General features: G+C 52.2%; 32 protein-coding genes. 17 read left to right on the top strand and 15 right to left on the bottom strand.

The genetic code is table 11. From position 1 onward, the window contains the following. Positions 1-212 precede the first annotated feature (212 nt). The 4 genes from mnmL to mtgA all read left to right on the top strand — a co-directional run bounded on the left by mnmL (position 213) and on the right by mtgA (position 5,245). Positions 213-1,142, top strand: coding sequence for a tRNA modification radical SAM protein MnmL/YtqA (mnmL, locus tag BZK42_RS16955; protein WP_143329703.1), 930 nt, complete (start codon positions 213-215; stop codon positions 1,140-1,142). Between the two features lie 167 nt (positions 1,143-1,309). Further along, positions 1,310-3,646 carry an aerobic respiration two-component sensor histidine kinase ArcB gene (gene arcB, locus BZK42_RS16950; protein ID WP_016154693.1) on the top strand — a complete coding sequence of 779 codons (2,337 nt, stop codon included), beginning with the start codon at positions 1,310-1,312 and terminating at the stop codon, positions 3,644-3,646. 229 nt (positions 3,647-3,875) lie between these two features. Continuing rightward, a complete protein-coding gene (elbB, locus tag BZK42_RS16945; RefSeq protein WP_080859551.1) occupies positions 3,876-4,529 on the top strand; it encodes an isoprenoid biosynthesis glyoxalase ElbB in 654 nt (217 codons plus the stop codon). After that, a complete protein-coding gene (gene mtgA, locus BZK42_RS16940; protein ID WP_016157575.1) occupies positions 4,526-5,245 on the top strand; it encodes a monofunctional biosynthetic peptidoglycan transglycosylase in 720 nt (239 codons plus the stop codon). Before elbB ends, mtgA begins: the two co-directional genes overlap by 4 nt. Positions 5,246-5,331: 86 nt before the next feature. Here mtgA and npr read toward each other — a convergent pair whose 3' ends face one another. The 11 genes from npr to BZK42_RS16885 form a co-directional block, all read right to left on the bottom strand. Beyond that, positions 5,332-5,604, bottom strand: coding sequence for a PTS phosphocarrier protein NPr (gene npr, locus BZK42_RS16935; RefSeq protein ID WP_003828770.1), 273 nt, complete (start codon positions 5,602-5,604; stop codon positions 5,332-5,334). After that, positions 5,601-6,455, bottom strand: a complete 855-nt coding sequence (rapZ, locus tag BZK42_RS16930) for an RNase adapter RapZ (protein ID WP_003025085.1) — start codon at positions 6,453-6,455, stop codon at positions 5,601-5,603. The genes npr and rapZ overlap by 4 nt, the downstream gene beginning before the upstream one ends. 45 nt (positions 6,456-6,500) lie before the next feature. After that, entirely contained in the window at positions 6,501-6,992 is a 492-nt protein-coding gene (ptsN, locus tag BZK42_RS16925; protein WP_016154690.1) for a PTS IIA-like nitrogen regulatory protein PtsN, read from the bottom strand. Positions 6,993-7,075: 83 nt separating this feature from the next. Then, positions 7,076-7,363 (bottom strand): ribosome hibernation promoting factor, encoded by a 288-nt coding sequence (hpf, locus tag BZK42_RS16920; RefSeq protein WP_003025078.1) that lies wholly within the window; start codon positions 7,361-7,363, stop codon positions 7,076-7,078. A gap of 22 nt (positions 7,364-7,385) precedes the next feature. Next, positions 7,386-8,819, bottom strand: a complete 1,434-nt coding sequence (gene rpoN / locus BZK42_RS16915) for an RNA polymerase factor sigma-54 (RefSeq protein ID WP_016154689.1) — start codon at positions 8,817-8,819, stop codon at positions 7,386-7,388. A gap of 46 nt (positions 8,820-8,865) precedes the next feature. Next, positions 8,866-9,591, bottom strand: a complete 726-nt coding sequence (lptB, locus tag BZK42_RS16910) for an LPS export ABC transporter ATP-binding protein (protein WP_003025073.1) — start codon at positions 9,589-9,591, stop codon at positions 8,866-8,868. 6 nt (positions 9,592-9,597) lie between these two features. Further along, positions 9,598-10,146, bottom strand: coding sequence for a lipopolysaccharide ABC transporter substrate-binding protein LptA (gene lptA, locus BZK42_RS16905; protein WP_047358523.1), 549 nt, complete (start codon positions 10,144-10,146; stop codon positions 9,598-9,600). Beyond that, a complete protein-coding gene (lptC, locus tag BZK42_RS16900) occupies positions 10,115-10,690 on the bottom strand; it encodes an LPS export ABC transporter periplasmic protein LptC (protein WP_080859549.1) in 576 nt (191 codons plus the stop codon). The genes lptA and lptC overlap by 32 nt, the downstream gene beginning before the upstream one ends. Continuing rightward, entirely contained in the window at positions 10,687-11,253 is a 567-nt protein-coding gene (gene kdsC, locus BZK42_RS16895; RefSeq protein ID WP_046276014.1) for a 3-deoxy-manno-octulosonate-8-phosphatase KdsC, read from the bottom strand. Before kdsC ends, lptC begins: the two co-directional genes overlap by 4 nt. A 20-nt stretch (positions 11,254-11,273) precedes the next feature. Then, the gene (gene kdsD, locus BZK42_RS16890) at positions 11,274-12,260 is read right to left on the bottom strand and encodes an arabinose-5-phosphate isomerase KdsD (RefSeq protein WP_080859548.1); all 987 of its coding nucleotides are present in this window, start codon (positions 12,258-12,260) and stop codon (positions 11,274-11,276) included. A 13-nt stretch (positions 12,261-12,273) separates the two neighbouring features. Next, the gene (locus BZK42_RS16885; RefSeq protein ID WP_016154684.1) at positions 12,274-13,251 is read right to left on the bottom strand and encodes a calcium/sodium antiporter; all 978 of its coding nucleotides are present in this window, start codon (positions 13,249-13,251) and stop codon (positions 12,274-12,276) included. A gap of 214 nt (positions 13,252-13,465) precedes the next feature. Here BZK42_RS16885 and mlaF point away from each other — a divergent pair, with 214 nt between their 5' ends. The 7 genes from mlaF (at position 13,466) to murA (ending at position 18,314) form a co-directional block, all read left to right on the top strand. Continuing rightward, positions 13,466-14,278: a phospholipid ABC transporter ATP-binding protein MlaF gene (mlaF, locus tag BZK42_RS16880; protein WP_016154683.1), complete on the top strand. Its 813-nt coding sequence runs from the start codon at positions 13,466-13,468 to the stop codon at positions 14,276-14,278. Positions 14,279-14,285: 7 nt separating this feature from the next. Next, the gene (gene mlaE / locus BZK42_RS16875) at positions 14,286-15,068 is read left to right on the top strand and encodes a lipid asymmetry maintenance ABC transporter permease subunit MlaE (protein ID WP_003025053.1); all 783 of its coding nucleotides are present in this window, start codon (positions 14,286-14,288) and stop codon (positions 15,066-15,068) included. A 4-nt stretch (positions 15,069-15,072) separates the two neighbouring features. Further along, complete coding sequence (gene mlaD, locus BZK42_RS16870; protein WP_016154682.1) at positions 15,073-15,630, top strand: outer membrane lipid asymmetry maintenance protein MlaD; 558 nt, start codon at positions 15,073-15,075, stop codon at positions 15,628-15,630. An 18-nt stretch (positions 15,631-15,648) separates the two neighbouring features. Then, on the top strand, positions 15,649-16,284 hold the full coding sequence (mlaC, locus tag BZK42_RS16865; RefSeq protein WP_016154681.1) for a phospholipid-binding protein MlaC: 636 nt from the start codon (positions 15,649-15,651) through the stop codon (positions 16,282-16,284). Further along, positions 16,284-16,577, top strand: coding sequence for a lipid asymmetry maintenance protein MlaB (gene mlaB / locus BZK42_RS16860; protein WP_080859547.1), 294 nt, complete (start codon positions 16,284-16,286; stop codon positions 16,575-16,577). The genes mlaC and mlaB overlap by 1 nt, the downstream gene beginning before the upstream one ends. Positions 16,578-16,746: 169 nt before the next feature. Next, positions 16,747-17,001, top strand: a complete 255-nt coding sequence (ibaG, locus tag BZK42_RS16855; RefSeq protein ID WP_003025040.1) for a BolA family iron metabolism protein IbaG — start codon at positions 16,747-16,749, stop codon at positions 16,999-17,001. Between the two features lie 53 nt (positions 17,002-17,054). Next, on the top strand, positions 17,055-18,314 hold the full coding sequence (murA, locus tag BZK42_RS16850; RefSeq protein ID WP_003839949.1) for a UDP-N-acetylglucosamine 1-carboxyvinyltransferase: 1,260 nt from the start codon (positions 17,055-17,057) through the stop codon (positions 18,312-18,314). A gap of 59 nt (positions 18,315-18,373) precedes the next feature. Here murA and sfsB read toward each other — a convergent pair whose 3' ends face one another. Beyond that, a complete protein-coding gene (gene sfsB, locus BZK42_RS16845; protein ID WP_016154679.1) occupies positions 18,374-18,658 on the bottom strand; it encodes a DNA-binding transcriptional regulator SfsB in 285 nt (94 codons plus the stop codon). A 221-nt stretch (positions 18,659-18,879) separates the two neighbouring features. After that, positions 18,880-19,851, bottom strand: a complete 972-nt coding sequence (gene ispB, locus BZK42_RS16840) for an octaprenyl diphosphate synthase (RefSeq protein ID WP_019077785.1) — start codon at positions 19,849-19,851, stop codon at positions 18,880-18,882. 257 nt (positions 19,852-20,108) lie between these two features. Here ispB and rplU point away from each other — a divergent pair, with 257 nt between their 5' ends. The 4 genes from rplU (at position 20,109) to cgtA (ending at position 22,978) form a co-directional block, all read left to right on the top strand. Continuing rightward, entirely contained in the window at positions 20,109-20,420 is a 312-nt protein-coding gene (gene rplU, locus BZK42_RS16835; RefSeq protein ID WP_003025032.1) for a 50S ribosomal protein L21, read from the top strand. Positions 20,421-20,439: 19 nt separating this feature from the next. Then, on the top strand, positions 20,440-20,697 hold the full coding sequence (gene rpmA / locus BZK42_RS16830; RefSeq protein WP_003025030.1) for a 50S ribosomal protein L27: 258 nt from the start codon (positions 20,440-20,442) through the stop codon (positions 20,695-20,697). A 127-nt stretch (positions 20,698-20,824) separates the two neighbouring features. Then, entirely contained in the window at positions 20,825-21,790 is a 966-nt protein-coding gene (locus BZK42_RS16825; RefSeq protein WP_016154677.1) for a DMT family transporter, read from the top strand. Positions 21,791-21,805: 15 nt separating this feature from the next. Beyond that, positions 21,806-22,978 carry an Obg family GTPase CgtA gene (cgtA, locus tag BZK42_RS16820; RefSeq protein ID WP_016154676.1) on the top strand — a complete coding sequence of 391 codons (1,173 nt, stop codon included), beginning with the start codon at positions 21,806-21,808 and terminating at the stop codon, positions 22,976-22,978. 95 nt (positions 22,979-23,073) lie between these two features. Here cgtA and dacB read toward each other — a convergent pair whose 3' ends face one another. Then, the gene (dacB, locus tag BZK42_RS16815; protein WP_053389268.1) at positions 23,074-24,507 is read right to left on the bottom strand and encodes a serine-type D-Ala-D-Ala carboxypeptidase; all 1,434 of its coding nucleotides are present in this window, start codon (positions 24,505-24,507) and stop codon (positions 23,074-23,076) included. 248 nt (positions 24,508-24,755) lie between these two features. Between dacB and greA the strand changes: the two genes are divergently transcribed. Further along, the gene (greA, locus tag BZK42_RS16805) at positions 24,756-25,232 is read left to right on the top strand and encodes a transcription elongation factor GreA (RefSeq protein ID WP_016154674.1); all 477 of its coding nucleotides are present in this window, start codon (positions 24,756-24,758) and stop codon (positions 25,230-25,232) included. A 153-nt stretch (positions 25,233-25,385) separates the two neighbouring features. Here the strand turns inward: greA and yhbY are convergent, their stop codons facing one another. Further along, positions 25,386-25,679, bottom strand: a complete 294-nt coding sequence (yhbY, locus tag BZK42_RS16795) for a ribosome assembly RNA-binding protein YhbY (protein WP_003025016.1) — start codon at positions 25,677-25,679, stop codon at positions 25,386-25,388. Positions 25,680-25,804: 125 nt separating this feature from the next. Here yhbY and rlmE point away from each other — a divergent pair, with 125 nt between their 5' ends. Beyond that, on the top strand, positions 25,805-26,434 hold the full coding sequence (gene rlmE / locus BZK42_RS16790) for a 23S rRNA (uridine(2552)-2'-O)-methyltransferase RlmE (RefSeq protein ID WP_003025015.1): 630 nt from the start codon (positions 25,805-25,807) through the stop codon (positions 26,432-26,434). Positions 26,435-26,517 lie beyond the last annotated feature (83 nt).

The raw sequence follows: 26,517 nt of genomic DNA, 5'->3' as shown, positions 1-26,517 counted from the left end.
AAGATACTGTTTTTACGCTGAGAGTATAAGAAGATAAAAAAAACAGCTGGATATAAGGAAAAGTAATTATATTTTGAGTGAATGAAATTTCGATTATTTTGATTTGTTATGCAATAAATAAAGGCTCGCCAGGGCGATTGATCCAGGTCATCGCCGACTGGGGCAAAAAATGGCAGGCTTTGGCCTCTTTTCAAGGCGCGGTCTACCAGATTATGCAGTTACAGAAATTAGTCAATATGTTTGGTGGGGATCTTTCTCGCCGTTATGGGCAAAAGGTTCATAAACTCACGCTGCACGGCGGCTTTAGCTGTCCAAACCGTGATGGCACCATCGGACGCGGCGGATGTACTTTCTGTAATGTCGCCTCGTTTGCCGATGAAGCACAGCAGCACCATTCAATTGCCGAGCAGCTTGAGCATCAGGCGCAGTTGGTCAATCGCGCCAGACGCTATCTGGCCTATTTCCAGGCTTATACCAGCACCTTTGCGGAAGTACAGGTGCTGCGTTCGATGTATCAACAGGCGGTCAGCCAGGCCAACATCGTCGGGTTATGCGTTGGGACGCGCCCCGACTGCGTGCCGGATGCGGTACTCGATCTGCTTTGTGAGTATAAAGACCTCGGCTATGAGGTATGGCTGGAGCTCGGTCTGCAAACCGCGCATGACAAAACTCTGCACCGGATTAACCGCGGCCATGATTTTGCCTGCTATCAGAACACCACGCGGCTGGCGCGCGAGCGCGGGCTGAAAGTGTGCTCACACCTGATTGTTGGTCTGCCGGGAGAAGGACAGGCAGACTGTCTGCAAACCATGGAACGAGTGGTGGAGACGGGCGTTGACGGTATTAAGCTGCATCCGCTGCATATTGTGAAAGGCAGTACGATGGCAAAGGCCTGGGAAGCCGGACGGCTGAACGGAATTGAACTGGACGACTACACGGTTACCGCCGGGGAGATGATCCGCCATACGCCGCCAGAGGTGATTTATCATCGAATCTCTGCCAGCGCGCGTCGCCCAATGCTGTTGGCTCCGCTATGGTGTGAAAACCGCTGGACCGGGATGGTCGAACTGGATCGCTATCTCAATGCTCATGGTGTTCAAGGCTCTGCGCTTGGCACTCCGTGGATTCAGCCTGGGGGCTAACCATCCGGCAATCTGCGCCTGCTTGCCTGATGACGCTACGCTTATCAGGCCCACGTTGAATCTCTCCTCGGTCATTTCACCGATAACCTCCGCATTTCTTGCACAATCTTCAACGTCACGCTGAGAATTGAGTATTATTGTGCCAAGTTGTCGTGAAGGAACCCTCTATGAAGCAAATCCGTATGCTGGCGCAATATTACGTCGACCTGATGATGAAATTGGGTCTGGTGCGCTTTTCGCTGTTATTGGCGCTGGCGCTGGTCGTGTTGGCGATTGTGGTGCAGATGGCTGTCACCATGGTGCTGCATGGCCAGGTAGAAAGCATTGATGTTATCCGCTCTATCTTTTTTGGTCTGTTAATTACCCCCTGGGCCGTCTATTTTCTGTCAGTGGTGGTGGAGCAACTGGAAGAGTCCCGGCAACGCTTGTCACGACTGGTACAAAAGCTGGAAGAGATGCGCGAGCGCGATCTCAAGCTCAATGTGCAGTTGAAAGATAATATTGCCCAGCTTAATCAGGAAATTGTTGAGCGCGAAAAAGCCGAAGCGGAGCGCCAGGATACGTTCGAGCAGTTGAAGGTTGAAATCAAAGAGCGCGAAGAAGCGCAGATTCAGCTTGAGCAGCAGTCTTCCTTTTTACGCTCTTTCCTTGATGCCTCGCCGGATCTGGTTTTTTATCGTAATGAAGATAAAGAATTTTCCGGCTGTAACCGTGCCATGGAACTGCTGACCGGCAAGAGCGAAAAGCAGTTGGTGAATTTAAAACCGGCTGATGTTTACTCCCCTGAGGCGGCAGAAAAGGTCATTGAAACCGACGAGAAGGTGTTCCGTCATAACGTCTCGCTCACCTACGAACAGTGGCTGGACTATCCGGACGGGCGCAAAGCCTGCTTTGAAATTCGCAAAGTGCCTTACTATGACCGCGTAGGTAAGCGGCATGGTCTGATGGGTTTTGGGCGCGATATTACCGAGCGTAAGCGTTATCAGGACGCGTTAGAGCGTGCCAGCCGCGATAAGACCACCTTCATTTCTACCATCAGCCACGAACTGCGCACTCCGCTTAACGGCATTGTCGGCTTAAGCCGGATCCTGCTGGATACGGATCTGACCGCTGAGCAGGAAAAATACCTGAAAACAATCCACGTCTCTGCCGTGACGCTGGGGAATATTTTCAACGATATTATCGACATGGATAAGATGGAGCGACGTAAAGTTCAGCTCGATAACCAGCCGATCGATTTCACCAGCTTTATGGCGGATCTGGAAAACCTCTCTGGCCTGCAGGCGCAGCAAAAAGGGCTGCGTTTTGTGCTTGAGCCGACGTTACCACTACCGCATAAGGTCATTACCGACGGCACGCGTTTGCGCCAGATTCTGTGGAATCTGATCAGCAACGCCGTGAAGTTTACCCAGCAGGGGCAGGTAACCGTGCGGGCGCGCTATGACCAGGGGAATATACTGCATTTCGAGGTTGAAGATTCCGGGATCGGTATTCCGCAGGATGAGCAAGATAAAATCTTCGCCATGTATTATCAGGTGAAGGACAGCAATGGCGGCAAACCGGCAACGGGAACCGGGATTGGACTGGCCGTATCGAAGCGTCTGGCGAAAAATATGGGCGGTGATATTACGGTCTCCAGCCAGGCTGGCAAAGGCTCCATCTTTACGCTGACCGTGCATGCGCCTGCGGTAGCGGAAGAGATTGAGGACGCCTTTGAAGACGACGACATGCCGCTGCCAGCCCTGAATGTGCTGCTGGTGGAAGATATCGAACTGAACGTTATTGTCGCGCGTTCAGTGCTGGAAAAACTGGGCAACAGCGTGGATGTCGCCATGACCGGGAAAGCCGCGCTGGAAATGTTCACGCCGGGCGAATATGACTTGGTGCTGCTGGATATTCAGCTACCGGATATGACCGGTCTGGATATCTCGCGCGAGCTGACGCAAAAATACGCCCGTGAGGACCTGCCGCCGCTGGTTGCGCTTACCGCCAACGTTCTGAAAGATAAAAAAGAGTATCTGGACGCGGGAATGGACGATGTGCTGAGTAAGCCGCTGTCGGTTCCGGCGTTAACCGCCATGATCAAAAAATACTGGGATACCCGAAACAAAGAGGAGAGCACTGTGACATCTGAAGAGAGCAGTAAATCGCAAGCGCTGTTAGATATTCCTATGTTGGAACAATACCTCGAGCTGGTGGGACCGAAGTTAATAACCGACGGGCTGGCGGTGTTTGAGAAGATGATGCCGGGATATTTGAGCGTGCTGGAGTCCAATCTGACCGCACGGGATAAAAAAGGCGTTGTTGAGGAAGGCCATAAAATTAAAGGCGCGGCAGGTTCCGTGGGGCTGCGCCACCTGCAACAGTTAGGTCAGCAAATCCAGTCGCCAGACCTTCCAGCCTGGGAAGATAATGTTGCTGAATGGATTGAAGAGATGAAGCAGGAGTGGCAGCACGACGTGGCGGTATTGAAGGCCTGGGTGGCGAGCGTGGAAAAAAAATGACCCCGGCTTGACCGGGGTGCGCGAATACTGCGCCAACACCAGGGAAATCGTGGCTGCGCCGTAAATTATTATCATTGTTTACAAGGGCGCAGCCCTAATTTTCAGGCCGCACGCAGTTAAGATAGCAAATCTTAAATAATTTGTTACATGAATCAGTTAAATGTGTGAAGCGTAGCATTTAAATCATAATAACTAATATGTTTCAGCCAGTTGAGAAAGGAGTATCACGATGAAAAAAGTGGGTGTAGTGCTCAGCGGATGCGGCGTGTATGACGGCGCAGAGATCCATGAAACTGTTCTCACGCTTCTGGCGATTGCCCGCAACGGTGCTCAGGCCGTCTGTTTCGCACCGGATAAACAACAAGCGGATGTGATTAATCATCTGACCGGTGAGCCGATGCAGGAAACGCGTAATGTGCTGATTGAAGCCGCCCGTATAACACGCGGTGATATTCGCCCACTTGCTCAGGCAGTCTCAACGGAACTGGATGCGTTGATTGTGCCAGGCGGGTTTGGCGCGGCCAAAAATCTGAGCAATTTTGCCAGCCAGGGAAGTGAGTGCTGGGTTGATAGCGACTTAGCTGCGCTGGCGGTGGCTATGCATCAGGCGGGTAAGCCGCTGGGATTTATGTGCATTGCGCCTGCCATGTTACCTAAAATTTTTGACTTTCCGCTGCGTCTGACCATCGGTACTGATATTGATACGGCAGAGGTGCTGGAAGTGATGGGCGCTGAGCATGTGCCTTGTCCGGTTGATGACATTGTCGTTGATGAAGACAACAAAATCGTCACTACTCCCGCCTATATGCTGGCGCAGGACATCGCTCAGGCCGCGAGTGGTATCGATAAACTGGTATCACGTGTGCTGGTGCTGGCTGAATGAGAAAAGGAGTTACCGCCTTTCTGCGACGTATCTTTCTGCGGGCGGTCGTTGTCCTCGCCGTATTCTGGGGCGGGGGCATCGCACTTTTCAGCGTGATGCCAGTCCCTTTCTCTGCCGTGATGGTCGAGCGGCAACTGAGCGCATGGCTGTCCGGTGATTTCGGTTATGTGGCGCACTCAGACTGGGTGAGCATGGATGAGATCTCACCGTGGATGGGACTGGCGGTGATCGCCGCGGAGGACCAGAAGTTTCCCGAGCACTGGGGATTCGATGTTTCCGCCATAGAGAAAGCGCTGGCGCACAACGAACGTAATGAAAACCGTATTCGCGGGGCGTCGACGTTATCGCAACAGACGGCAAAAAACCTCTTTCTGTGGGATGGACGTAGCTGGGTGCGTAAAGGTCTCGAAGCCGGGCTAACGCTGGGTATGGAAACCGTCTGGAGCAAGAAGCGTATTCTGACCGTTTACCTGAATATTGCTGAGTTTGGTGATGGGGTTTTCGGCGTGGAGGCAGCGGCGCAGCGCTATTTCCATAAGCCAGCCAGTCGGCTGAGTCTGTCTGAAGCGGCCTTGCTGGCTGCGGTATTACCCAATCCTTTGCGTTTTAAAGCGAATGCGCCTTCTGGTTATGTACGTAGCCGTCAGGCGTGGATTATGCGCCAAATGCGCCAGCTAGGCGGTGAGTCGTTTATGCGGGAAAATAAGCTGTATTAATGGGTTTATTGCCGGATACGGATCCGGCCTACGGGAGAGTGACGTTGCCGTGTAGGCCTGATGAGCGCAGCACTTCAGGTACTCGACTAATCTTCATCAAATCCTGAATTAAACAGGGCAATCACCGCTGCCAGGGCTTCCACTTCCTGTGGACCCGTGGCTTCAACTTCTATCTGACGCCCTTTGGCGGAATCCAGCATCAGCAGAGCGATAACACTGTTTGCCTCGGCTTCCGTTCCTTCATCATTACGCAGCAAAACTTCTGCTTCAAAACCCTGCATCAATTCAAACAGTTTCATGGCTGGGCGAGCATGCATACCCAGCTTATTCGTGATTTCAACGGTTTGCTTCACGGTCATGATTTACGTTTTTCCAGCGTACGATGGCGTGACTGTACGTTTTTACCGCGTGAGCGGAAGTAGTCTGCCAGCTGCTCTGCAATATACACCGAACGGTGTTTCCCGCCGGTACAGCCGATAGCTACGGTGAGGTAGCTGCGGTTGTTGGTCTCCAGCATGGGTAACCATAGCTCAAGATAGCTGCGAGTCTGGTAGATAAAATTGTGTACTTCTGTGTGCCTATCAAGGAAGGCGGCGACGGGGCGGTCAAGACCGGTCATCGGGCGCAGCTTCGGATCCCAGTGCGGGTTAGGCAGGAAACGCACGTCAAAGACGTAATCCGCATCAATTGGGATACCGTGTTTGAAACCAAAGGATTCGAATACCATCGTCAATTCGCGTTCACGCTTGCCCAGCAGGCGGGTACGCAACATTTCCGCCAGTTCGTGCACGGACATTTCGGAGGTATCCACGATCAGGTCAGCACGAGAGCGCAGAGGCTCCAGCAAATCGCTTTCCTTATCGATAGCGCTCTCCAGAGATAAGTTCTTGCTGGAAAGAGGATGCAGGCGACGCGTGTCGCTGTAGCGGCGAATCAGGGTGTTACGATCGGCGTCAAGGAACAGCAACTGTGGTGAGAAGCCTTCAGGCAGATTGTTCATTGCCTGCTCGAAAATCTCTGGGGACTCAGGCATGTTGCGCACATCAATGCTGACGGCCGCAGAAATCTGGCGATCGGCCAGAGTACGAGCCAGATCGGGCAACAGCACTACGGGAAGGTTATCCACGCAGTAAAAACCCATATCTTCCAGCGCTCGCAGGGCGACAGATTTTCCTGACCCCGAACGACCGCTGACGATCATCAGTACCATGTACTGTTTCTCCTCACAACGACAAAAAAGGATGCCATTGGGTTGTTATGCTTCATCCAGTCCACCTTCGGTGTCCGTGATGATTTGATACAACTCCTGGTCACTCTGGGCTGCGCGCAGGCGGCGGCAGATGGTTTTATCGGCCAGACGTTTGGCGACCAGCGACAACGTATGCAAATGCGTCTTGGTTTGGTCTGCCGGAACCAGCAGGGCGAAAAGCAGATCGACGGGTTGATTATCAATGGCGTCGAAAGCAATTGGCGTTTCAAGTTGCACAAACACGCCAACTGCGCGCATCGTGTCTTCTTCCAGCTTTCCGTGCGGGATAGCAATTCCATTACCGATGCCGGTACTGCCCATTTTTTCACGCGTCAGAATGGCTTCAAATACCACCTGAGAGGGCAAGCTGAGCTGTTTTGCCGCCAGTTCGCTGATGATTTCCAGCGCGCGTTTCTTGCTTTGGCAGTGAACGCCAGCGCGTGTACATTCCTGGTTAAGAACATTGCTCAGTTGTAGAGTCGTATCGTTATTTGTCATAATTTCACCTAAGCGCTAACTGTACAAATGGCCCGTTGTGCTACACAACAGGCCGTCCTGCACCCGCTAACTGCCCGGACAAGTTAGTGCTGTTTCAGTTTATCTTTATGTTTTGTTAACTGCCGAGCCAGTTTATCAATTAAACCGTCAATGGCGGCGTACATATCCTGACCTTCCGCGCTGGCATGAATTTCGCCACCGTTCACATGCAGTGTTGCATCCGAGATATGTGTCACCTTCTCCACTTTCAACACAATATAGACCTGATTAATCCGGTCGAAATATTGTTCTAGCTTGGCGAATTTTGTATTAACAAAATCGCGTAAGGCTTCAGTGATTTCGACGTTGTTTCCAGTGATGTTGAGCTGCATAGTGTCTTCCTTATCGGTTGGGTCAGACCAGCTGTTTGCGCTGGTTCGACGGCGGAATGGATAAAGACTCTCGGTACTTCGCAACAGTGCGGCGTGCCACCATGATACCCTGTTCTGACAGCATAGAGGTTAACTTGCTGTCACTCAGCGGTTTCGCGGGGTTTTCCGCAGCAATTAATTTCTTCACCAGTGCACGTATAGCTGTGGATGAGGCTTCGCCTCCGCCTTCAGTGTTAACGTGACTGGAAAAGAAATACTTCAATTCAAAAATGCCGCGCGGACTGTGCAGATACTTTTGCGTGGTCACTCGGGAAATGGTCGATTCGTGCATCTCGACGGCCTGGGCGATATCCGCCAGCACCATCGGTTTCATAAACTCTTCGCCTTGATCAAAGAAGGCTTGCTGCTGTTCAACGATACAGCGACTGACGCGCAGCAGCGTATCATTGCGACTTTCCAGGCTTTTAATCAGCCACTTTGCATCCTGCAGATTGCTACGAATAAACTGGCTGTCAGCATCGTTGCGCGCGCTGTTGCACATGGCGGCGTAGTGCTGGTTAATCTGCAACCGTGGAATGCTGTCGCCGTTGAGTTCGACCACCCAGCGATCGTTATGCTTACGCACCAGTACATCCGGAATAACGTATTCTGGCTCCCCGGTCTGGATAGACTGCCCAGGTCTGGGGTCCAGGGACTGAATAAGATTGACGGCTTCTTTCAGCACATCTTCTTTCAGCCGGGTTACGCGCATCAGCGTGCGGAAGTCATGGTTGGCTAACAGATCGAGGTGATCGCTGATGATCAGGCGCGCTTCTTCCAGCCACGGCGTGGCTTTATCAAACTGTGAAAGTTGGATCAATAAGCAGTCGCGGAGATCTTTGGCCGCCACGCCCACGGGATCAAAACGCTGAATGCGTTTAAGCACGGCTTCGATTTCGTCCATGCCGACGTCGTCATCGCCCATGCTTTCGAGAATATCGTCCAGGGTTACGGTGAGATAACCGGTTTCGTCTACCGCATCAACAATGGATGTCGCAATCGCCCGATCGGTATCCGAGAACGGGGTCAGCTCCACTTGCCACATCAGGTAATCCTGCAGTGATTGCGTGGTCTCCCCCTGATACACAGGCAGTTCGTCGTCGATGTAATCCCCGCTGGTGCCAGAAGGCGTACCGGCGGTGTAAATTTCATCCCAACTGGCGTCAAGCGGCAGCTCCTCTGGCATCTCTTTTTGTTCGAGAGCATCTGCGGTGTCGAGGGATTCGCTGTCCTGTTTTTCCTGGGTATCAATTTCGTCGTGAAGATCGGTTTGCTCGAGCAGTGGGTTACTTTCCAGCGCTTGCTGAAGTTCTTGCTGAAGTTCCAGCGTGGACAGCTGCAACAGACGGATAGCCTGTTGTAGCTGAGGCGTCATCGCCAGTTGTTGGCTAAGCCTGAGTTGCAAACCTTGCTTCATGTTCAGAGTTGTTCTCTCCTGCGGTGACGTGAAGTCTTCTACCCTATCAGAGTCTGAAGTCTTCCCCAAGGTATACGCGTTTAACGTGCTCATCCTGCAGTATTTCTGTTGGCGTGCCATGCGCGATCAGGTGGCCCTGACTCACGATGTAGGCGCGCTCACACACTGCCAGCGTTTCGCGAACGTTATGGTCGGTAATCAGCACCCCAAGCCCGCTGTCGCGCAGATGTTCGATGATCCGTTTGATATCAATAACGGAAATCGGGTCAACACCGGCAAACGGTTCATCCAGCAGGATAAATTTCGGATTCGCGGCCAGTGCGCGGGCGATCTCCACGCGGCGTCGTTCACCACCGGAGAGCGACTGTCCCATGCTGTCACGCAGGTGTTCGATGTGGAACTCTTCCATCAGCTCGTTGGCGCGATCTTCCCGCTGCTCGCTGGTAAGATCGTCACGAATTTGCAGCACCGCCATCAGGTTATCAAACACGCTCAGGCGACGGAAAATAGACGCTTCCTGCGGCAAGTAGCCGATGCCGCGACGCGCGCGCGCATGCAGAGGCAGCAGGCTGATGTCTTCGTCATCAATGATAATGTTGCCCGCATCACGTGGGACAATGCCGACCACCATGTAAAAGGTCGTTGTCTTACCCGCACCGTTAGGACCGAGCAGACCGACGATCTCCCCGGAGTTGACGGTCAGACTGACATCTTCCACCACACGGCGGCCCTTATAGGCTTTTGCAAGGTTCTTTGCAGTTAATGTTGCCATAACGAATCAGTTACCTTTTTTCTCTGCCGGAGCCTTGTTTTTGTCCTGCAACTGCGACGGTACCAGAACGGTGGTGACGCGTTTGCCTTTATCGCTGAAGGCCTGCATTTTCTGCTCTTTCACCAGATAGGTGATCTTATCGCCTGTGATGTTGCTATCGAGCTGTTCCAGGTAAGCCTTACCGGTGAGAACGACGAAGTCTTTCGCCAGTTCATAATGCATGTGTGAGGCGTGGCCTTTAACCGGTTTACCGTTGTCCTGCATCTGGTAAAAGGTTGCAGGATTACCGTAGCCATCAATGACTTCTTTACCGTCTTCACCGCCAGGGCGGGTTACGACGACTTTATCGGCGTTAATTTTGATGGTGCCCTGAGTCACAATCACATTGCCAGTAAAGGTCACCACGTTGCCTTGCATATCAAGAGACTGCTGGTCCGACTCAATGTGAATCGGCTGCTCGGTATCGCCGGTGACGGCGAATGCCGGGATGCTGGCGGCCAGAAGTGAGCTGGCAAGCACAAGATTAAGGCTGAGTTTGTTTGTTTTGGATTTCATATGAGGTTCTAACCTTTTCAATCAGCTCGGCGTTCTTGCTGCGTAAGTTGCCGCGCATCTTCAGTCCGCTGGAGTTAAATGTTGTGCCATATAACGTGACGAGATCATCGGAAGTGACGTCTTGTGTCACCAGGTTAATCTGTGCGTTATCGGTCGTCATTCTGCGTAGTTGAGAGTCGGGCACCAGGGCGTTGACCTCAACATGGCCGTACAGATATAGCATCCGATCGTTGGTCAATTTGGCTTTATCAGCCTTGATCGTCCAGTTCGGTACTTTATCCTTATCAAATGTGGTTAATACCGGTTGAGTAAACCACGAAACCGCTTGTTCCGAATAATATTCAACGTTTTGCGCGATCAAGTGATAGCTCAGTGCGCCTTCGGGACTATACACAACGGTATCAGTATGTTCGCTCTTATAGGTTGGCTCGTTGTTATTTACGACGACCTCAGCGGTGTCGTCTTTGTCTGCCAGATTAATACCAATCATCACAAGGACAGCCAGCGACAGTAGAATGATAACCCAACGTCTGGTTTTGCTCATATCGATTGCCCTTTGGCCTCGTCCAGTTTGCCCTGCGCCAGGAGTAATAAATCGCAGACTTCACGTACCGCGCCGCGTCCCCCATCGATGCGGGTGACATAATCAGCCCGCGGGATCAGCAAAGGATGAGCATCCGCCACCGCCACGCTTAATCCCACTTGTGCCATCACCGGCCAGTCGATCAGATCATCGCCAACGTACGCAACATTTTCAGGAGCGATCGCCAGTTTGCTAAGGAGATCGTTAAAGGCGACCAGTTTGTCTGACTGCCCCTGATACAAATGCGTGATCCCCAATGTGGCACAGCGATCTTCTACAAGTTTAGCCTTTCGTCCGGTAATAATGGCAACCTCGATACCGGAAGTGAGCGCACAGCGAATTCCGTAACCATCGCGGACGTTAAAAGCCTTCAGCTCTTCACCGTTGTTGCCCATATAAATCAGACCATCAGACAGTACGCCATCCACATCCAGGATCAGCAAACGGATGTTTTCTGCCCGGGTGATAACGTCTGTGCTGACGGGTCCATAACAGGTCGCAAGCGACGCACCTGCTTTACTCATTTTCTTTATCCTTGAGTTTCTTACACTACACCTGCACGCAGCAGATCATGCATATGTAACACACCAAGTAACCGGTCGCCATCAGCAACCATTACCGAGGTGATATGGCGGGACTGCATTAAGTTCAGGGCATCGACGGCAAGAATGCCCGGACGCACGCGAATGCCGCCAGGGGTCATCACATCGGCAATGCCTAACTGGCGAACATCAACGCCCATATCGAAGACGCGACGTAAATCGCCATCGGTGAAAATACCGTCAATCTTCATGTCATCATCGCAAATGACGGTCATGCCGAGATTTTTACGCGTGATTTCAAGTAAGGCGTCACGCAGGCTGGCGCTTTTAGTCACATACGGGATCTCATCGCCCGTATGCATAATATCGTTAACGCGCAGTAAAAGCTTACGGCCTAGTGCGCCACCGGGATGAGATAACGCAAAATCTTCCGCGGTAAAGCCACGCGCTTTTAATAATGCCACGGCTAGCGCATCGCCCATCACCAGCGTTGCGGTCGTGCTGCTGGTCGGCGCCAGGCCTAACGGGCAAGCTTCCTTGGGCACTTTAACACACAGATGCACATCTGCCGCACGCGCCATGCTGCTTTCCGGACGACCGGTCATGCAGATAAGCGGTACATGAAGACGTTTTAACACCGGGATTAACGCCGCTATCTCATTGGATTCACCGGAGTTAGAGATGGCGATGACTACATCCTGCGGCGAGACCATGCCCAGATCGCCATGTGCGGCTTCGCCTGGATGCACGAAAAATGAGGGGGTGCCGGTGCTGGCAAATGTTGCTGCCATTTTCCGCCCGATATGTCCAGATTTCCCCATCCCCATCACTACAACTTTGCCCGGGCAGCTGAATATTTTCTCGCAGGCGAGAGTAAAATTTTGGTTGATGTACTGATCAAGCTCCGCCAGGCCTTCACGTTCAATTGCCAGGACTTCCTTGCCTGCTTGCTGAAAGTCAAAACCCGGTTGCAACTCTAAGTGCGACATAATGCGTTTCCAGTTATCCAACGAGAAGTGGCGATAACCAATACAGCATCGCCAGCCATATGATAAAACCGCCGGTCAGCAGCGCACCCGCGCCGCGACCAATCTGGCGCGGACGTCGCCAGCAGAGTAGTGCAAAAATTACGCTCACCAGCAGCATGACGCTATAGTCACGGGTGAAGGCCATCGGATTGACTTCCCCCGGCGTAATCAGCGCCGGCAGTCCGAGGACGATAACAATATTAAAAATGTTCGCGCCGATGATGTTGCCGACGGCAATATCGTTTTCACCTTTACGCAGACCCGCAATTGCCGTTGCCAGCTCCGGCAGGCTGGTACCAATGGCGACAACCGTCAGCCCGATGGTGAGTTCGCTCATGGCGAAGTAGTTCGCCAGTACGGTTGCGTTATCTACCACCATACGCGTTGCCATTGGCATAATAATTAGCGCAATACCCAACCACAAAAACGCGACCGGTAACCCGCCTTCGCGCGGCAGTTCCGCGATCTGCTCGCGGGTCAGGCTGTCGTTACCTTGTCGCTCAGCCAGACGGGCGATTTTAACAATGAATAACAGCCATAGCACGGCCAGAAGCAGAAGAAAGAAACCATCGCTGCGACTCAATTGCCCGTCATACAGGACCGATGCGGCTAAGATGCTTACCAGCAACATTAGCGGTAATTCACGACGCAGAACATCAGAATGCACGGTAAAAGGATGAATCAGCGCCGACAGGCCTAAAATAAGCAGAATGTTGGTAATGTTAGAGCCGATGGCGGTACCGACGGCTAAATCAAGCTGCCCGTTCATCGATGCGGCAACGGAGACAATTATCTCGGGTAACGATGTACCAATGCTGACCACGGTCATCCCGATGATAATGGGGGGAATACCGAAGTTTCGACATAAAATGGATGCGGCAAATACCAGTCGGTCGGCACCGTAGACCACCAGAAGTAAACCAATTATTAACAGCGCCGTCGCTAAAAGCATCTAAAGTCCTTTCTTCAGGTATACTCGCCGGTCCACTTGAAGGATTTCTGGAAGCCGTCACGAATTCTTAATTTTGACTTTATGCGGCTAAAAAGTAAAACAAATGCCAGCTTTCGCTAACCAGGACAGGTAATAATCTGTAAATATGTTGGGTTCAGGGCTAAATTGAGCGCCAAACTCTTCGATCAACGAGGCAATAGTAAAGGATGAATCAATGGGTCAGTCTGTGGCGAATCTAATCGATATGCGCGATGTCAGCTTTTCCCGAGGCGACCGCTGCATCTTTGATAATATTTCCCTGACGGTGCCGCGTGGTAAGGTGACGGCGATCATGGGGCCATCAGGCATCGGCAAAACGACGCTGTTGCGTCTGATCGGCGGACAAATCTCCCCCGATAAGGGCGAGATCCTGTTTGACGGCGAAAATGTCCCGGCCATGTCCCGTTCGCGTTTATTTACCGTGCGTAAGCGCATGAGCATGCTATTCCAGTCTGGTGCGCTGTTTACTGATATGAATGTGTTTGACAACGTTGCATACCCGTTGCGCGAGCATACAACACTGCCTGCGCCGCTGCTGAAAAGCACGGTAATGATGAAGCTCGAGGCCGTTGGCCTGCGGGGCGCGGCAAAATTAATGCCTTCTGAATTATCCGGTGGGATGGCGCGTCGTGCCGCGTTAGCACGTGCTATCGCGCTGGAGCCAGACCTTATTATGTTTGATGAGCCGTTCGTCGGCCAGGATCCCATCACCATGGGCGTGCTGGTGAAGCTGATTTCTGAACTGAACAGCGCGCTGGGCGTCACCTGCGTGGTGGTTTCCCATGATGTGCCAGAAGTGCTGAGTATTGCGGATTACGCCTATATTATGGCGGACAAAAAAATAGTGGCCTACGGTAGTGCTCAGGCGCTGCAAGAAAATGCCGATCCGCGTGTGCGTCAGTTCCTCGATGGCATTGCCGATGGACCGGTTCCGTTCCGTTACCCGGCGGGCGACTACCACATCGATTTACTCAAAACAGGGAGTTAAGCCACCCATGTTGTTAAATGCGCTGGCATCACTCGGACATCGGGGAATAAAAACCCTCAGGACGTTCGGGCGAGCCGGATTAATGTTGTTCAATGCAGTTGTCGGCAAGCCGGAGTTTCGCAAACATGCGCCGCTGCTGATACGCCAGCTCTATAATGTCGGTGTCTTATCGATGCTGATCATTATTGTTTCTGGCGTGTTCATCGGCATGGTGCTGGGGTTGCAGGGATACCTGGTGCTGACGACCTACAGTGCGGAAACCAGCCTCGGTATGCTGGTGGCGCTGTCATTGCTACGTGAGCTGGGGCCGGTGGTTGCGGCGCTGTTGTTTGCCGGGCGGGCCGGATCGGCCTTAACCGCAGAGATTGGCCTGATGCGGGCGACCGAGCAGCTTTCCAGCCTGGAAATGATGGCCGTCGACCCACTGCGCCGAGTGATCTCCCCGCGTTTTTGGGCCGGTGTCATTTCATTGCCGCTGCTGACGATTATATTTGTCGCGGTGGGGATCTGGGGTGGGTCGTTGGTTGGCGTAAGCTGGAAAGGTATTGATGCAGGCTTTTTCTGGTCGGCTATGCAAAATGCCGTCGACTGGCGTCTGGATCTGGTCAACTGCCTGATTAAGAGCGTGGTGTTTGCCATTACGGTCACCTGGATTGCATTGTTCAATGGTTATGATGCTATCCCGACCTCTGCCGGGATTAGCCGGGCAACGACACGCACCGTAGTGCACGCCTCTCTTGCCGTTCTGGGGCTGGATTTTGTGCTGACCGCACTGATGTTTGGGAATTGAGTTCATGCAAACGAAAAAAAATGAAATTTGGGTCGGGTTATTCCTGCTGGTTGCGCTGCTGGCCGCGCTGTTTGTCTGCCTGAAGGCGGCGAACGTCACCTCAATGCGTACTGAACCGACTTATACGATTTATGCGACCTTTGACAATATCGGCGGCCTGAGAGAGCGCTCTCCGGTGCGGATTGGCGGGGTCGTGGTAGGACGCGTATCGGACATCTCGTTAGATCAGAAAACGTACCTGCCGCGCGTGACGCTGGAAATTGAATCGCGTTTTAACCATATTCCTGACACCAGTTCTCTGAGCATCCGTACTTCCGGTCTGTTGGGCGAACAGTATCTGGCATTGAACGTAGGTTTTGAAGATCCTGAGCTGGGAACGTCTATCCTCAAAGATGGCGGTACGATTCAGGACACGAAATCTGCGATGGTGCTGGAAGATATGATTGGTCAGTTCCTTTACAACAGCAACAGTAAAGGTGATGACAATAAGAATTCTGGCGATGCGCCAGCCGCAACTGAAGGCAATAATGAAGCCACTACGCCTGCGGGCGCAACGAAATAATCTCAGGAGAATCGACGTATGTTTAAACGATTGATGATGGTGGCTATGCTGGTGATTGCTCCACTTAGCGCGGCAACCGCAGCGGACCAGACGAACCCGTACAAACTGATGGATGAGGCGGCGCAGAAGACGTTTGACCGTCTGAAGAACGAGCAACCTAAAATCCGTTCCAACCCGGATTACCTGCGTCAGGTGGTCGATCAGGAACTGCTGCCTTACGTGCAGGTTAAGTATGCAGGCGCACTGGTACTGGGCCGCTACTACAAAGATGCGACACCGGCTCAGCGTGACGCCTATTTTGCCGCATTCCGTGAATATCTGAAGCAGGCTTACGGTCAGGCGCTGGCGATGTACCACGGCCAGACCTATCAGATTGCCCCTGAGCAGCCGCTGGGTGATGCGACCATCGTGCCTATCCGCGTAACCATCATCGATCCAAACGGTCGTCCTCCGGTACGTCTGGATTTCCAGTGGCGTAAAAATTCCCAGACGGGTAACTGGCAGGCGTATGACATGATTGCTGAAGGCGTAAGTATGATCACCACCAAACAGAATGAGTGGAGCGACCTGCTGCGTACGAAAGGTATTGATGGCCTGACGGCACAGCTGAAATCTATTTCTCAGCAGAAAATCACGCTGGAAGAGAAAAAATAATGACGCAGTCACTCACCTGGATGCGTGAAGGCGACAAGCTGGTGCTGGTGGGAGAGCTGGATCAGGACGTGTTAAACCCATTATGGGATGCGCGAGTTGAGGCGATGAAAGGGATATCCTGCATCGACCTGAACCAGATTTCCCGGGTGGATACCGGTGGTCTGGCATTACTGCTGCACCTGATTAATGAGGGCAAGCAGCAGGGGAACAGCGTTTCGCTCGCTGGCGTTAACGATAAAGTGTACACGCTGGCGCAGCTTTACAATTTGCCTGACGACATTCTTCCGCGTTAATTTTTGTAAGCCGGATAAGGTCTTGTGCCGCCATCCGGCAACTCCTCTGCGGGGGATCTGCCACTAAAGCCTTGTCTGATTTATCAGCGGGGCTTTTTGCTTATTTATGACAGCGCCACTTTGCTCTAAGATGTTGGGCTGTTTTCACTATCTGACGAATGAAGAGCCCATGGAAAATAATGAAATTCAGAGCGTGCTGATGAATGCACTCTCCCTCCAGGAAGTCCACGTTTCTGGCGACGGCAGTCACTTTCAGGTTATTGCCGTGGGTGAGATGTTTGAAGGCATGAGCCGGGTCAAGAAACAGCAATCGGTCTATGGCCCGTTGATGGAGTACATTGCGGACAACCGCATTCATGCCGTGTCGATTAAGGCGTTTACTCCAGCGGAATGGGCGCGCGATCGCAAACTTAACGGTTTTTGAGCTACGGGTGATATGCCGGTAGCGAAGATAAATTCTTAACAGAGAACAGAATAATGGATAAATTTCGTGTTCAGGGGCCAACCAAGCTCCAGGGCGAAGTCACAATTTCAGGCGCTAAAAACGCCGCGCTGCCGATCCTGTTTGCGGCGCTGCTGGCTGAAGAACCTGTAGAGATCCAGAACGTCCCGAAACTGAAGGATGTTGACACCTCAATGAAGCTGCTGAGCCAGTTGGGGGCGAAAGTTGAGCGTAATGGTTCTGTGCACATTGATGCACGTGACGTGAACGTCTTCTGTGCGCCGTACGATCTGGTCAAAACCATGCGTGCATCCATCTGGGCGCTTGGGCCACTGGTTGCCCGCTTTGGCCAGGGCCAGGTTTCACTGCCGGGCGGCTGCACCATCGGCGCGCGTCCGGTTGACCTGCACATTACTGGTCTGGAGCAGTTAGGCGCGACTATTAAGCTTGAAGAAGGCTATGTGAAAGCGTCCGTTGATGGCCGCCTGAAAGGCGCGCATATCGTCATGGACAAAGTGAGCGTCGGCGCGACGGTCACTATCATGTGCGCAGCAACGCTTGCCGAAGGCACTACCATCATCGAAAACGCCGCGCGTGAACCGGAGATCGTGGATACCGCGAACTTCCTGATTGCGCTGGGCGCAAAAATCACAGGCCAGGGTACCGATCGTATTACCATCGAAGGCGTTGAGCGCCTCGGCGGCGGTGTGTATCGCGTTCTGCCTGACCGCATCGAAACCGGTACTTTCCTGGTCGCAGCGGCAATTTCTCGCGGCAAAATTATCTGTCGTAATGCACAACCTGACACGCTGGATGCCGTTCTGGCGAAGCTGCGTGATGCGGGAGCGGATATCGAAGTCGGTGACGACTGGATCAGCCTGGACATGCACGGTAAACGTCCGAAAGCGGTCAATGTGCGCACGGCACCGCACCCGGCGTTCCCTACCGATATGCAGGCCCAGTTCACGTTGCTGAACCTGGTGGCAGAAGGGACGGGTTTCATCACGGAAACCGTGTTTGAGAACCGCTTTATGCATGTGCCTGAGCTGAGCCGTATGGGCGCTCACGCAGAAATCGAAAGCAATACCGTGATTTGCCACGGCGTGGAAACGCTCTCCGGCGCACAGGTTATGGCGACCGATCTGCGCGCATCTGCAAGCCTCGTGCTGGCTGGGTGTATTGCTGAAGGTACGACGGTAGTCGATCGTATTTATCACATCGATCGCGGCTATGAGCGCATCGAAGATAAACTGCGCGCGCTGGGCGCAAACATTGAGCGCGTGAAAGGCGAGTAATCGTCTACGTCTCTTGTAACCCCCAGTTCTGTGAACCGGGGGTTACTACTCATCAGTGTTCATTCAGGATTCTGTTTCTCTTTGCGTCCCCTCATCATCCGCGTTCTGTCGATAAACTCATGTGTTTTTGCATCGTGATAGCGTGACGGCCAAATCACCCACGGGTCGGTTCCCAACGATCGGGCGATAATCAACTCACCTTTTGGCCATGGGCGTGTTAACGCATTGGCCAGCGTTGATGAGCTTAATCCATTTTTACGTGATTCAGCGGCCATTGAGGTCCCTTTCTTGCGCAGTCCGGCGATGATATCGGCCGGATGCCAGTCAATCAGCTTGTTTTCCATAAACTCATCTCTCCTTTGGTTATCGACTTATGGTTCCACGATCGGTTGTGGAGACACTATAACGCCCGGAGAACGAATGTTCTAAAATGTTCATGTAAAGTGTGAGAATATTCAGAATATGCCAAATTTATGCGAAGATTGCTGGAGAGGGGGGGGTATTTATTGGAATTTATAAAAGCATCCCGTGCAGGGCACGGGATGATGAAAGATGCCGCAGGGTATTAACGGTCGCGCTGTACGGCGATATGCGCCAGACCAATCAGCGCTTCTCTCCACGGCGTATCAGGCAGTACCTGCAGCGCAGCGATGGCCTTATCAGCCTCTTCTTCTGCACGTTGGCGAGTCCACTCCAGGGAACCACAGGCGTTCATCGCTTCCAGAACAGGCTCCAGAAGGTGACGGCCATTACCCTGCTCAATAGCCTGGCGGATCATTTGTGCTTGTTCAGGGGTGCCGTGGCGCATGGCATGCAGCAGCGGCAGCGTTGGTTTGCCCTCGTTGAGGTCATCACCGACGTTTTTACCCAGTTGCTCACCATCCGCGTTGTAATCCAGCAAATCGTCAATTAACTGGAAAGCAGTACCGAGATAACGGCCATAATCCTGCAACCCTTTCTCTTGTTCTTCGCTGCAACCAGCCAGAATGCCAGAGCATTGGGCAGCCGCTTCAAACAAACGCGCGGTCTTACTGTAGATAACGCGCATATAGTTTTCTTCAGTGATGTCCGGGTCGTTGACGTTCATCAACTGTAAGACTTCACCTTCGGCGATGACGTTGACCGCTTTCGACATGACTTCCAGCACTTTCAGCGAACCGAGGCTGGTCATCATCTGAAAAGCGCGGGTATAGATAAAATCGCCGACCAGCACGCTGGCCGCATTGCCAAACGCCGCATTCGCCGTGGCTTTTCCGCGGCGCATGTCGGACTCATCCACAACATCGTCGTGCAACAGGGTCGCGGTGTGAATAAACTCGATGAGGGCTGCAATCGTAACGTGCGCATTTTCCTGGTAGCCAACTGCACGCGCGGCGAGTACGGCGATCATTGGGCGAATGCGTTTTCCGCCGCCGCTAACGATGTAGTACCCCAGTTGATTGATCAGCTGCACGTCGGAATTGAGCTGTTCAAGGATTGTCGCATTGACCCCCGCCATATCTTGCGCGGTTAACTCATTGATTTTTTCTAAATTCATCGCAAAAGCCGGGCTTCTCGCCCCGATTACCTCACTGTATCGGAAGGTAACGTCGGGTTTAGGGTTATAAATATATGCTGATTGTACTGAAAAAACGCCATAGATAAACGTTACCGTACGTGTTGTGTTTTTTTTCTTCATGTATTGACGTAGCACTTGTCAAAGGCTCGCGTTTTGCGTAATATTCGCGCCCTATTGTGAATATTTATAGCGCACTCTGAATCATCAAAAAGGTGTGCGCGGAAGCGGAGTTTTTTATGTACGCGGTTTTCCAAAGTGGTGGTAAACAACACCGAGTAAGCGAAGGTCAGACCGTTCGCCTGGAAAAGCTGGACATCGCAACTGGCGAATCTGTTGAATTCGCAGAAGTTCTGATGATCGCAAACGGTGAAGAAGTCAAAATCGGCGTTCCTTTCGTTGATGGCGGCGTTATCAAAGCTGAAGTTGTTGCTCACGGTCGTGGCGAGAAAGTTAAAATTGTTAAGTTTCGTCGTCGTAAACACTACCGTAAGCAGCAGGGCCATCGTCAGTGGTTCACTGATGTAAAAATCACTGGCATCAGCGCTTAAGTTAAGGGGAGCAGATTAAATGGCACATAAAAAGGCTGGCGGCTCGACTCGTAACGGTCGCGATTCAGAAGCTAAACGTCTGGGCGTAAAACGCTTCGGCGGTGAAACAGTTCTGGCTGGTAGCATCATCGTTCGTCAACGTGGTACTAAATTCCACGCTGGTTCCAACGTTGGTTGCGGCAAAGACCACACTCTGTTTGCTAAAGCAGACGGTAAAGTGAAATTTGAAGTGAAAGGCCCGAAAAACCGTAAATTCATCAGCATCGTTGCTGAATAAGTTTTTCGCGTCCCGGTAACGGATAAAAGCCCCGCAACACGTTGCGGGGCTTTTTACATTCGACGGCCGGTAAATACGCTCGTCGCGCCGTGATAACCCGGAAACGAGCCCTTGCAGGGAATACGGCATGAAGCAGCAGGCAGGCATTGGTATTCTGTTAGCACTCACAACGGCAGTATGTTGGGGCGCTTTGCCAATAGCGATGAAGCAAGTGCTGGAGGTGATGGAGCCTCCTACCGTGGTGTTCTACCGTTTTTTAATGGCAAGCATTGGCCTTGGCGCTATTCTTGCGGTTAAAAAAAAGCTCCCTCCGTTGCGTATTTTTCGCAAAGCGCGTTGGCTGATCCTGTTGGCTATCGCTACCGGTGGGTTGTTCGGTAACTTCATTCTGTTTAGTTCATCCTTGCAATATTTGAGCCCAACGGCTTCGCAGGTTATCGGTCAGCTGTCACCGGTTGGTATGATGATTGCCAGCGTCTTTATCCTGAAAGAAAAGATGCGCGGTACGCAGGTGATTGGCGCCATTATGCTTCTGAGCGGCCTGGTTCTGTTTTTTAATACCAGTCTGATCGAAATTTTTACCCGTCTCACCGATTACACCTGGGGCGTTATCTTTGGTGTTGGTGCGGCGATGGTCTGGGTGAGCTATGGGGTCGCGCAAAAGGTGTTATTGCGCCGCCTGGCATCACCGCAGATCCTGTTTTTACTGTACACTTTATGTACGATTGCGTTGTTGCCGTTGGCTAAACCCGGTGTCATCACGCAGCTCAGTGACTGGCAGCTGGCATGCCTTGTATTCTGCGGCCTGAATACGCTGGTAGGATACGGTGCTCTCGCGGAAGCGATGGCGCGTTGGCAGGCGGCACAGGTGAGCGCCATTATTACGCTCACTCCGCTGTTTACGTTGTTATTTTCAGATTTATTATCACTGGCCTGGCCCGATTTCTTCGCCAGACCGATGCTAAACCTATTAGGTTATCTCGGTGCGTTTATCGTGGTTGCGGGCGCGATGTATTCCGCCATTGGTCATCGAATTTGGGGCGGTTTACGTAAGCATGAAACGGTGGTTTCGCAGCCCCGCTCAGGCGAATGATTTACGGAGAGTAAAATGAAGTTTGTTGATGAAGCATCGATTCTGGTCGTTGCAGGTGATGGCGGTAATGGTTGCGTCAGCTTCCGCCGCGAAAAGTACATCCCAAAAGGCGGTCCGGACGGTGGAGACGGTGGTGATGGTGGTGACGTTTGGCTGGAAGCCGACGAAAACCTGAACACGCTGATCGATTACCGTTTTGAAAAATCATTCCGCGCGGAACGTGGACAGAATGGCGCGAGCCGTGATTGCACCGGCAAGCGTGGTAAAGATGTCACGATTAAAGTGCCTGTAGGTACGCGTGTTATCGATCAGGGCACGGGCGAAACCATGGGCGACATGACCAAACACGGTCAGCGTCTGATGGTCGCTAAAGGCGGCTGGCACGGTCTGGGCAACACCCGTTTCAAATCCTCGGTCAACCGTACTCCGCGTCAGAAAACGATGGGTACACCGGGCGATAAACGCGATCTGATGCTGGAGCTGATGCTGCTGGCGGACGTCGGGATGCTGGGCATGCCAAACGCCGGTAAATCGACGTTTATCCGTGCGGTGTCCGCGGCGAAGCCGAAAGTCGCTGACTATCCGTTCACCACTCTGGTTCCGAGCCTGGGTGTGGTGCGTATGGACAACGAAAAGAGCTTCGTGGTTGCCGACATTCCGGGTCTGATTGAAGGCGCGGCTGAAGGCGCAGGCTTGGGTATCCGCTTCCTGAAACACCTGGAACGCTGCCGCGTACTGCTACACCTCATTGATATCGATCCGATTGACGGTTCCGATCCGGTTGAAAATGCCCGTATCATTATTGGCGAGCTTGAGAAATACAGCCAGGATCTGGCGTCTAAACCGCGTTGGTTAGTGTTCAACAAAATTGATTTGCTGGACAAGGCTGAAGCGGAAGAGAAAGCGAAAGCGATCGCCGAAGCGTTAGGCTGGGAAGGTAAATATTACCTGATCTCCGCCGCCAGCCAGTTGGGCGTGAAGGATCTCTGCTGGGATGTGATGACCTTTATCATCGAGAACCCGATTGTTCAGGCTGAAGAAGCGAAACAGCCAGAGAAAGTCGAGTTCATGTGGGATGATTATCACCGCCAGCAACTCGCTGAAGTCGAAGACGAAGCAGAAGATGACTGGGATGACGATTGGGACGAAGACGACGAAGAAGGCGTTGAGTTCATCTACAAGCGTTAATCACATTAAAAACCCCGGCCATGTTGCCGGGGTTTTGTTTCCAGGTTTCAGAAGGCCGGATTAGGTGCGTTAGCGCTGCCATCCGGCAAACATACTCAGTTATTCTGATAAATATCCTTGTATAACCGGCTCTCGAAGCGGACCAGTGGAATACGGCGATTACGCTGATCAGCTGGCTCTACCGCATAACCAGACAGATACTGCACAAATGCCATGCGCTGACCGCTTGCCGTGGTGATGAAGCCTGCCAGGTTATAGACCCCCTGCAGTGAGCCTGTCTTCGCCGATACTTTGCCATCTACGCCAGCCTGATGCAGACCCGCACGGTATTGCAAAGAGCCGTCATGGCCTGCCAGCGGTAGCATGGTGATAAAGTTCAGCTCGTTATCGTGCTGAGCGATATATTGCAGCACCTGCATCATGGTCGCTGGGGCAATCAGGTTATGGCGCGAGAGACCAGAACCGTCGGCAATAATGGTGTTGCCGATATCAATACCCGCTTGCTGACGCAGAATCTGGCGTACGGCATCAGAACCTGCTCTCCAGGTGCCAGGCACGTTAAATCGTGCATGGCCAATCATACGGAAAACGGTATCAGCAATCATGTTGTCCGATTTTTTCAGCATAATCTTAAGCAGGTCGTGCAGCGGCGCCGACTGCTTACTGGCTACCACGGTCCCCGGCTCGTTGACCAGCGTCTGGCGCAGCAGAGTCCCGCTGTAAGTGATACCGGCTTGTTTTAGCTCATCTTTGACAATCGCCCCGGCATAGCTGGCGCCGTCCTGAATAGCGAATGCCAGCGGCAGCGGATCGGCTCGTTGGGGCAGGCATCCGGTCAACGTAAAGCGGTTGAGATCGCCTGGAACCACGTCCAGTTCACAATATTGCGCTTCGGCAGAGCCACGAGCGAGAGTACGCACCTGACTGAACATGGTGACCGGGTAGTAAGATGCCACGCGGATAAAGGCGAGATCGTTAGGTTTTTGCGCGCTATAGAGTGAAACCGAGAAACAGTTACGATCGACAATAGCCGCCGCGGGCGGTGCGCTAAAACACTGCGTCATGTCGTTCCAGGGCCAGCCAGGCGCTTTATCATGGCTGGCGAAAATGGAGGTGTCGATCATGACATTTCCGGCAATTTGCGTCACGCCTGATTTTTTCAGGGTTGCCACCATATTGCGAATATCCTGACGTTTTAGCGTCGGATCGGCACCAAATCGCGCCACTAAGTCACCTTTCAAAACGCCGCCTTCCACGTTGCCTTTAGTCTCAAGCGTGGTGGTAAAACGAAAGTCAGGCCCGAGCTGAATCAATGCCGCCAGCGCGGTGATCACTTTCTGGGTACTGGCCGGCAGAGCCATCTGCTGGCTATGGTAATCAATAGCAGGAGCAGGTGCGCCAACCTTCTGTACCATAAGGGCGAGGTTGGCCCCGGCAGGGAGCTGATTGATATACTCGTCGACGTTCGCAGCCTGAACGCTGAACGCTATACTGGCAGTCAATCCAATGGTAAATCTGGAAAATCGCATAATCTCGCGCTAACAACCTGGAAACAGGCCGTCATACTACGGCGCAACGCCCCAAAAAGTAAACGATGACCCATAGGGAACTCCAGGGTAAAATGATCATCAAATAGAGAATTGTAGCTGACCTGGGACCCTGAGCCCCGGGTCGGTATTTTTTTGCTTCTGACTCTGGCATGGCGTATGCCAGAGTGGGCTTAGCAGCCGGGGTGAGAGCAGCCGCCCCCTACAGGAATGTTCAAGAGGTATAACAAATGCAAGCTATCCCAATGACCTTACGTGGTGCTGAAAAACTGCGCGAAGAACTGGATTTTCTGAAATCGGTGCGCCGTCCTGAAATCATTGCCGCTATCGCAGATGCGCGCGAGCATGGCGACCTGAAAGAAAATGCAGAGTATCACGCGGCGCGCGAACAGCAGGGTTTCTGCGAAGGGCGCATTAAAGATATCGAAGCTAAACTGTCCAACGCGCAGGTTATCGACGTCACAAAAATGCCGAACAATGGTCGTGTAGTTTTCGGCGCGACGGTTACCGTGCTGAATCTCGATAACGACGAAGAGCAGACCTGGCGTATTGTCGGCGATGATGAAGCCGATTTTAAACAGAACCTGATTTCGGTGAACTCGCCTATTGCTCGTGGCCTGATCGGTAAAGAGCAGGATGACGTGGTGGTTATTAAAACGCCGGGCGGTGAAGTTGAATATGAAGTAACGAAGGTAGAATACCTGTAATTCGCATCTTGGTTAAGATGTTGATACATTGTAAAGAAAGGAAAAAGGCCGCATAGCGGCCTTTTATCAACGAAGAGAGCGTGGCATTTTGCTCTCCTGCTAGCGGAAAATCCCGCGTTTTACACAAACTTCGTGTGCAACTTTGGGATATTCTTAGCGTGGCAGCGAGATTTTACGTTCTTTAGTCGGGCGATACAGTACCAGCGTTTTACCGATGACCTGTACATTGCAGGCGCCGGTTTCGCGTACGATAGCTTCCACGATCAAGGTTTTAGTATCGCGATCTTCCGAGGCGATTTTCACCTTGATAAGTTCATGGTGCTCTAACGCTTGTTCAATCTCGGCCAGTACCCCTTCGGTCAAACCATTGTTGCCAAGCATAACTACAGGCTTGAGCGGATGTGCCAGACCTTTCAGGTGCTGTTTTTGTTTAGTACTCAGATTCATCGTATATTTTTGCTTACGTTGGGATTGAAAACGGGTCATTCTACCGCCATCTCCCATATATCGCCAAATAGCTGTGTAGAAATTTACACCATTGGTTACGATGAACTGCCCTTTGGGAATGTGAAATGACAGGTAAAAAGCGTTCTGCCAGCTCGAGTCGCTGGCTTCAGGAACACTTTAGCGATAAATATGTTCAGCAGGCGCAGAAAAAGGGGTTACGTTCCCGTGCCTGGTTTAAACTTGATGAAATACAGCAAAGTGACAAAATTTTTAAACCGGGGATGACGATTGTTGATCTCGGTGCTGCACCCGGTGGCTGGTCGCAATATGCGGTTACGCAGATCGGCAACACTGGCCGCATTATCGCTTGCGATCTTTTACCTATGGATCCAATCGTTGGTGTGGACTTCCTTCAGGGCGACTTTCGTGATGAATTAGTCCTGAAAGCGTTACTTGAACGCGTAGGTGACAGTAAAGTACAAGTTGTCATGTCTGATATGGCGCCAAATATGTGTGGAACACCGGCGGTGGATATTCCCCGGGCCATGTATCTGGTAGAGCTGGCGCTTGGAATGGCTCGTGATGTATTAGCGCCAGGTGGTAGTTTTGTAGTGAAGGTGTTCCAGGGCGAAGGCTTCGATGAGTATCTAAGAGAGATTCGCTCCCTGTTTACGAAGGTCAAAGTTCGTAAGCCGGACTCTTCTCGCGCCCGTTCGCGTGAAGTGTATATTGTAGCGACCGGGCGTAAACCATAACCGGTAGATTTCAAACGAAAGTTTGAAAGAAACTGGATATAGAGTATCCTGACGCTGTTTTTAACACAGTTGTAATATGAGGT

The organism is Citrobacter braakii, from assembly GCF_002075345.1.
In the GTDB taxonomy this organism is placed as follows: domain Bacteria; phylum Pseudomonadota; class Gammaproteobacteria; order Enterobacterales; family Enterobacteriaceae; genus Citrobacter; species Citrobacter braakii.
This window is presented reverse-complemented; position numbering and strand designations above follow the sequence as displayed.

Coding starts and splice junctions, on each gene's coding strand:
- lptC (WP_080859549.1), bottom strand. CDS start 10,690: ATGAGCAAAACCAGACGTTGGGTTATCATTCTACTGTCGCTGGCTGTC.
- ibaG (WP_003025040.1), top strand. CDS start 16,747: ATGGAAAATAATGAAATTCAGAGCGTGCTGATGAATGCACTCTCCCTC.
- ispB (WP_019077785.1), bottom strand. CDS start 19,851: ATGAATTTAGAAAAAATCAATGAGTTAACCGCGCAAGATATGGCGGGG.
- rapZ (WP_003025085.1), bottom strand. CDS start 6,455: ATGGTACTGATGATCGTCAGCGGTCGTTCGGGGTCAGGAAAATCTGTC.
- greA (WP_016154674.1), top strand. CDS start 24,756: ATGCAAGCTATCCCAATGACCTTACGTGGTGCTGAAAAACTGCGCGAA.
- rpmA (WP_003025030.1), top strand. CDS start 20,440: ATGGCACATAAAAAGGCTGGCGGCTCGACTCGTAACGGTCGCGATTCA.
- lptA (WP_047358523.1), bottom strand. CDS start 10,146: ATGAAATCCAAAACAAACAAACTCAGCCTTAATCTTGTGCTTGCCAGC.
- ptsN (WP_016154690.1), bottom strand. CDS start 6,992: ATGACAAATAACGATACGACTCTACAACTGAGCAATGTTCTTAACCAG.
- mtgA (WP_016157575.1), top strand. CDS start 4,526: ATGAGAAAAGGAGTTACCGCCTTTCTGCGACGTATCTTTCTGCGGGCG.
- mlaC (WP_016154681.1), top strand. CDS start 15,649: ATGTTTAAACGATTGATGATGGTGGCTATGCTGGTGATTGCTCCACTT.
- sfsB (WP_016154679.1), bottom strand. CDS start 18,658: ATGGAAAACAAGCTGATTGACTGGCATCCGGCCGATATCATCGCCGGA.
- mlaE (WP_003025053.1), top strand. CDS start 14,286: ATGTTGTTAAATGCGCTGGCATCACTCGGACATCGGGGAATAAAAACC.
- mnmL (WP_143329703.1), top strand. CDS start 213: ATGCAGTTACAGAAATTAGTCAATATGTTTGGTGGGGATCTTTCTCGC.
- kdsC (WP_046276014.1), bottom strand. CDS start 11,253: ATGAGTAAAGCAGGTGCGTCGCTTGCGACCTGTTATGGACCCGTCAGC.
- lptB (WP_003025073.1), bottom strand. CDS start 9,591: ATGGCAACATTAACTGCAAAGAACCTTGCAAAAGCCTATAAGGGCCGC.
- cgtA (WP_016154676.1), top strand. CDS start 21,806: ATGAAGTTTGTTGATGAAGCATCGATTCTGGTCGTTGCAGGTGATGGC.
- mlaF (WP_016154683.1), top strand. CDS start 13,466: ATGGGTCAGTCTGTGGCGAATCTAATCGATATGCGCGATGTCAGCTTT.
- hpf (WP_003025078.1), bottom strand. CDS start 7,363: ATGCAGCTCAACATCACTGGAAACAACGTCGAAATCACTGAAGCCTTA.
- dacB (WP_053389268.1), bottom strand. CDS start 24,507: ATGCGATTTTCCAGATTTACCATTGGATTGACTGCCAGTATAGCGTTC.
- rlmE (WP_003025015.1), top strand. CDS start 25,805: ATGACAGGTAAAAAGCGTTCTGCCAGCTCGAGTCGCTGGCTTCAGGAA.
- npr (WP_003828770.1), bottom strand. CDS start 5,604: ATGACCGTGAAGCAAACCGTTGAAATCACGAATAAGCTGGGTATGCAT.
- mlaD (WP_016154682.1), top strand. CDS start 15,073: ATGCAAACGAAAAAAAATGAAATTTGGGTCGGGTTATTCCTGCTGGTT.
- arcB (WP_016154693.1), top strand. CDS start 1,310: ATGAAGCAAATCCGTATGCTGGCGCAATATTACGTCGACCTGATGATG.
- kdsD (WP_080859548.1), bottom strand. CDS start 12,260: ATGTCGCACTTAGAGTTGCAACCGGGTTTTGACTTTCAGCAAGCAGGC.
- mlaB (WP_080859547.1), top strand. CDS start 16,284: ATGACGCAGTCACTCACCTGGATGCGTGAAGGCGACAAGCTGGTGCTG.
- murA (WP_003839949.1), top strand. CDS start 17,055: ATGGATAAATTTCGTGTTCAGGGGCCAACCAAGCTCCAGGGCGAAGTC.
- BZK42_RS16885 (WP_016154684.1), bottom strand. CDS start 13,251: ATGCTTTTAGCGACGGCGCTGTTAATAATTGGTTTACTTCTGGTGGTC.
- BZK42_RS16825 (WP_016154677.1), top strand. CDS start 20,825: ATGAAGCAGCAGGCAGGCATTGGTATTCTGTTAGCACTCACAACGGCA.
- rpoN (WP_016154689.1), bottom strand. CDS start 8,819: ATGAAGCAAGGTTTGCAACTCAGGCTTAGCCAACAACTGGCGATGACG.
- elbB (WP_080859551.1), top strand. CDS start 3,876: ATGAAAAAAGTGGGTGTAGTGCTCAGCGGATGCGGCGTGTATGACGGC.
- rplU (WP_003025032.1), top strand. CDS start 20,109: ATGTACGCGGTTTTCCAAAGTGGTGGTAAACAACACCGAGTAAGCGAA.
- yhbY (WP_003025016.1), bottom strand. CDS start 25,679: ATGAATCTGAGTACTAAACAAAAACAGCACCTGAAAGGTCTGGCACAT.